We start from the raw sequence: 5,310 nt of genomic DNA on the forward strand, positions 1-5,310 counted from the left end.
ATGCGCTGCCTGAAAGCCTTCGGCGAGCGCATCATGGCAAGAGACCCCGACCGCCAGACCGCCGAAATCCACATCCGAATCGCCCTCATGAACCGCTTCAACGCCCTCGGCACCGCCGAGACCGTCCGTGTGGCATGACGTCAGTGGGGTAAGGGGCTGTCACCCCTCAAGCGCGAGTTGCGCAACAAAGGCGGGCAACGCCGAGAAAAACTGAAAGGACTATTTTTGGCCGTCCGTTCAACTGTAAATTATGCACAGCCAATCGCTAATGCGGCCGATTAACCTGCAAGCCCGTCGAGTGCGAGACGGCGGTCGCGGACTGCGACCGGAACGCCGCCGCGGGCACGTCTGGAACCAAACGTGGCAGCACGCTGCGATTGATAAGCGGAGGATCACGACACTCGATGGCGCGCCGCCTTGGCTTCGGCGGTCATGCAGTGGAAACGATCAGAGCAAGTCAAGAACCGTCACAAACACAGAGCCGTCCACAAATAACAATTCCTCACGATGTCTTTGGTCATTACGCCGACGCGCCGATCAGGCAAAGTTTCCAAGTGCTCTGATCGGCGCGGCGCGATTACGTCGTCACATCCACTCGACGAAGTCGGCATTCGTCAATGCCTGCACCTGCAGTAATGTTGTCATGCCATCGAATGTCGCAACCTGATAGCGGTCTGCGGTATTGCTCCAGTTGGTATCGTGCCACAGTTCGCCACGTTCTGTCGTCGAGTTGAAAACGACGACATAGGCGTTGGCAGCCCCGCCGATGCCATTGGCAATCTGCAGGGTCGTTTGTGCCGATTGAAGTTCCACGACCTTGTTGGTATTGGCGGCAAGAATGTTGGTAATCGCAAGGTGTGTGCTGACATAATCGCCGACCGCCAGAACCTGGCCATTGGCAGTTGCCGCAGTTGCTGCCGCATTCCAACCGCCGCCGTTCTGCAAAAGGCCGATCTTGTCGGTTCCGGCCAGGAAGTCGCGGACGTTGTCGAGCCCATTCACTGCGGGCGCGTTGAAGCGGAACTGATCTTCACCAAGACCACCCAAAAGTATGTCATTTCCGGCCCCACCCTGCAAAAGGTCGTCGCCATTTCCACCGAAGAGCTGATCGTTTCCGGCGCCGCCATAGAGCTTGTCATCGCCGATACCACCGAAAAGCGCGTCGTCGCCGCTGGTCCCGAAGACTGTAACGCCGTCGCCGTTTAGCGCATCCGGACCGCGGAAGCCAAAGATGAAGTCGTCGCCAGTGGTCGGACTGCCGAGGGTACCCAAACCTGCCGCATCGCTGCCAAAGATCGACTGGGCGTTGGTATTGGCATTCCCGGCCTTGAAAGTGAAGGTTTCGTAATAGCTGTTTCCTGCAATATCGGTCACCCGAATGGTCAGGTTGGCCTCCAAGTCGCCTTCCGCTATGGTTTGCCCGGCGAAAAGCTTAAGTTCGTTACCATTTACAATCTCGAACTTCCCCGGTGCTCCGACGATCGCATATGATGCGCCTGCACCCGCACCTGTGGCAGAAAGCGTTCCGATCGTCGTCGCGATGCCAGTCGTCGTATTTGCAGCGTTGTTCCCGCTTCCAGAACCCGCTGCGGCCGCAATCAGGGCTGCCGCCACATTGATGCGAATGTCAGTGGGCGCGGCGGTATCAAGCGTGAAGCTGAGGGCGGCGGCTGCGCCGGGGTTTCCGGCGGCGTCGGTCTGACGGACCTGGACGTTGTTGACACCCTCGGTGGCGGCGAAGCCCGGGGTCCAGGTCGCGCCGCCGTCGGTGGAGTACTGGATCGTGCCGCCCGCCTCGGCCGGGACCACGTTCAGCGTGCCGTTGCCGGTGATCAGGTCGCTGCCGCTGCTGCCGGTGTCATCGGCCAGCGCCACGGCCGGCGCCGCCGGTCCGGTCGTATCAAGCGTGAAGCTGAGCGCGGCGGCTGCGCCGGGGTTTCCGGCGGCGTCGGTCTGACGGACCTGGACGTTGTTGACACCCTCGGTGGCGGCGAAGCCCGGGGTCCAGGTCGCGCCGCCGTCGGTGGAGTACTGGATCGTGCCGCCCGCCTCGGCCGGGACCACGTTCAGCGTGCCGTTGCCGGTGATCAGGTCGCTGCCGCTGCTGCCGGTGTCATCGGCCAGCGCCACGGCCGGCGCCAAGGGGGGCGTCGTATCCACCACTCCGCCGAAATTGAATTCGTTGGAGTAGAACCGTTCATGTGTCACGGGTTTCTTGATGCCCGATTGCCATGTGAAATTTGATGTGTCGTTGAACAGGAAATCGACCTGAGATGCCGTCAGGCCATTGATTATTGGCAGACCCGAGGGATCGTTCTGATTGATGCTGGCGAGAGATATCTGGTGGTTTGCAGCAAGCCCAAAGTAGGTACGGATATCAGCCGCGTAGGCCTCAATCACATGGCCCAGCCATGCCGAATACTGCGATGAAAAAAAGCCCTGTGAGGTGCCATTGGCAAGCTCGCCCTCAGCATCAAGGTAGCTACCAAAACCTTTGCCAATCAGCCAATCGGCGAAGCTGTTGTAAGTTGTGGTCATCGTTAAACCCCCCATACCCCGTACACACGGGTATTGTTCCCAGCGGTCGGTGTAACCTTTCTAGAGGAAAGAACAATTTGCTGATCGATAGGGACGCGGCTATAATTTGATAGGCCTGCGACCCTAACTTTGGATAGGGGGCCACAAGACCAACCAACATAAGAAAAGCATTGCCTAACCGCTCCCTTCCCAAAATGCGAAAAAAATTATAACCTTTCTCAATTACTTAATGGTCTCCGGGGTGTACACTTTGGAATTGTCGCAACGATTGGCGGCGTCGCGGTCCGACCGTATCATCGGCTTGGCACGGCTGCCGCTTGCTTTCGTGATCTTACTCGCAGTTTGGCTCGATCCGACTCAGCCGACTCGGGTGCCAACACTGACCTATACGCTATTGTTGGGCTATGCCGCTTTTGCCATAACTGTCGCAATCCTGCTGTTCCGACCTTCGCCAAGACCCATGCTTGCCGTGGTGGCTCATCTTGCCGATCTTGGAGTCTTCACCTTTCTGGTCTACACAACCGAAGGACCGACAAGTCCGTTCTTTCTTTTGTTCACTTTTTCGATTGTTAGTGCCGCCTTCCGCTGGCGATGGCGTGGCGCTCTCTGGACTTCACTTGCGGTACTGGTCCTACAGGTGCTCTCGACGGTTGTGTTTATGCAGTTTGTCCCGGATACGATTTTCGAAACAGATCGTTTTCTGATCCGAAGCGCCCATGTCATTGTAACCGGCGGTATGCTGGTCTACTTTGCATACCATCAAGAACGCATTGCCGAACAGGCCAGCCGATTGCGACCGATGTCTGTAGGCCCATGGTACGAAAAGGAACGTAATGACTTCCTTACCAAATGCGCGGCCTATCTGGGCGAGACCTTTGAATCCCCCCAGGTCGTGCTGGCAATGGATGAGCCGGAAGAACCGAGTGCCGGTGCACACATATGGAATGCCGGCAAGATGCGTGTCGAGCGCGTCGCCCCGGACGTATTCATGCGACTGATGTCGCAACCCGCGGACGCGCCCGTCTGGATTAATGCGGGGGCGGATTGGGACGAGTTGATGCGCACGACCGAAATGCTGCCTTGCCCTGCCGATCCGAGCAAACGTTCGCCTCTCCCGAACCAATTCAGCGGCGATGCTCAAATTCTTTCTGTCTCGGTGCCAAGCAAATACTCCGAAGGAAGGCTGTACATCACCAACCCCAAGGGACGATGGTGGGATATCGCCGTCATCGCCGAACTGTTGGCGCGACAAATCGGAGAGGGACTTGACCGGATTGAGACTGCGGCCGTCCAAAGCCGCGCTAACCATGCTGAAGAGCGGTTAAGCCTGGCGCGAGACCTGCACGATGGCACACTGCAGACATTGTCGGGAACAGCCCTGCAACTGGAAAACCTGGCCCGACTGGCAGAGAGCAACCCCGCCGCGGTGACATCGCGGATCAGGATCTTGCAGGATTGGCTGGTTGGCGAGCAGCGAGAATTGAGAAGGCTGATACGCAAATTGCGGCCCGGCCAACTGGAACCGACCGACGGCGTCCAGGTTCGGAAGGCCTGGATGCACGAACTGGCCGAGGGCCTGCAAAACCAGTGGAACATAAAGGTTGCTGTCAAGATGCCTTCAGGCGAGCTAAGGGTTTCGCAGGACGTTGATTACCACCTTAACCAGATCATACGCGAGGCTGCCGCGAATTCCGCGCGCCATGGCGGCGTTACCAAAGTCGACGTAACCATCGGGCAAACTGACGAGGGCCTGAACGTTACCATCACCGACGACGGAAGCGGACTTTCTACGCATGGTGTATTCGATAGCCACGAAAGTGCCCGCCTGAACATTGGTCCGCGCAGCCTGCGCGAGAGAGTTGCAGTATTGGGCGGCGCACTGGTGATCGACAGTTCCGCCAGAGGTCTCAGACTGAACATTCACCTGCCAATGCCTCCGCTTGAGGCGGCGTGATGAGCCGTATCCTGATCGCAGACGACCATCCAATTTTCCTTGAAGGGCTTGCCACGCTTCTTGAAGGGGCCGGATACGATGTCGTGGCGCGCTGCAAAACCGGCGCAGAGGTTCTTGAAGCGCTGGTCCGGGAAAAGCCGGATCTTTTGCTTCTTGATGTCAGTATGCCACCGCCGACTGGACTGGAAATAGTGCGCGTGGTCAAGGAAGCGCAAGATCCTGTAAAAATTGTGCTCCTAACTTCGAGCTTGGACGATTTGCAAACACTGGAAGCCATTGAATTGGGCGTGAACGGCCTTGTGCTGAAGGAAAGCGCTCCCAGGCAGCTTGTTCAATGCTTCAATGCGGTTCGCGCTGGCGATAACTGGTATGATCCGCAAATCGCCCGGCGAGCGCTTGACGTGGCATTGTCGAGCCAGCGACCTGCATCACCAACAGCATCGTTGCTAACGAACCGGGAGCTGCAGGTGACAAGATTGGTCGCTGCGGGTCTGCGCAACAAAGAGATCGCCTGCGAACTCAAGATTAGCGAAGGAACGGTTAAGATGTATCTTCATACAATTTACGAAAAATCCCGAGTGGGCAACCGAGTTGAACTTGTCAATTTGGCACATGCCAATCTCTGGCTATAAACGCGGATTTAATTTTAAAAAATTTTAGTATAAATATTTTAATATCAATACTGGAGGAGAAGAATTGAAAAAATTATTCGGATGCGCTTGAAAAATTTTGCTCCCTTAACAGGTCGCTGAAAAAGTCGGCTGCCAAGAACGTTGTTCTGGTCAGGCGCGAGGGACTCTTTTCCAAGCGCGAGTCTC

General features: G+C 56.9%; 3 protein-coding genes and 1 pseudogene. 3 read left to right on the top strand and 1 reads right to left on the bottom strand.

Features of this window, described 5'->3' with window-relative positions:
- Positions 1–138, top strand: a pseudogene (locus tag FOY53_RS22330) (IS5/IS1182 family transposase); the annotation flags it as partial.
- Positions 139–585: 447 nt separating this feature from the next.
- Here the strand turns inward: FOY53_RS22330 and FOY53_RS24035 are convergent.
- Positions 586–2,538 carry a hypothetical protein gene (locus FOY53_RS24035; protein ID WP_186766728.1) on the bottom strand — a complete coding sequence of 651 codons (1,953 nt, stop codon included), beginning with the start codon at positions 2,536–2,538 and terminating at the stop codon, positions 586–588.
- Positions 2,539–2,767: 229 nt separating this feature from the next.
- On the opposite strand from FOY53_RS24035, the gene FOY53_RS22340 reads away from it, so the two are divergent.
- A complete protein-coding gene (locus FOY53_RS22340) occupies positions 2,768–4,492 on the top strand; it encodes a sensor histidine kinase (RefSeq protein WP_146592499.1) in 1,725 nt (574 codons plus the stop codon).
- Positions 4,492–5,124 (top strand): response regulator, encoded by a 633-nt coding sequence (locus FOY53_RS22345; RefSeq protein ID WP_146592500.1) that lies wholly within the window; start codon positions 4,492–4,494, stop codon positions 5,122–5,124. The genes FOY53_RS22340 and FOY53_RS22345 overlap by 1 nt, the downstream gene beginning before the upstream one ends.
- The last annotated feature ends 186 nt before the right edge of the window (positions 5,125–5,310 follow it).

Origin of the sequence: Puniceibacterium confluentis, from assembly GCF_007923445.1 — a bacterium.
GTDB lineage: Bacteria > Pseudomonadota > Alphaproteobacteria > Rhodobacterales > Rhodobacteraceae > Puniceibacterium > Puniceibacterium confluentis.

Excerpts from the sequence above, each read along its gene's own strand:
- FOY53_RS22345 (WP_146592500.1), top strand. The coding sequence starts at position 4,492 with ATGAGCCGTATCCTGATCGCAGACGACCATCCAATTTTCCTTGAAGGG.
- FOY53_RS22340 (WP_146592499.1), top strand. The coding sequence starts at position 2,768 with ATGGTCTCCGGGGTGTACACTTTGGAATTGTCGCAACGATTGGCGGCG.
- FOY53_RS24035 (WP_186766728.1), bottom strand. The coding sequence starts at position 2,538 with ATGACCACAACTTACAACAGCTTCGCCGATTGGCTGATTGGCAAAGGT.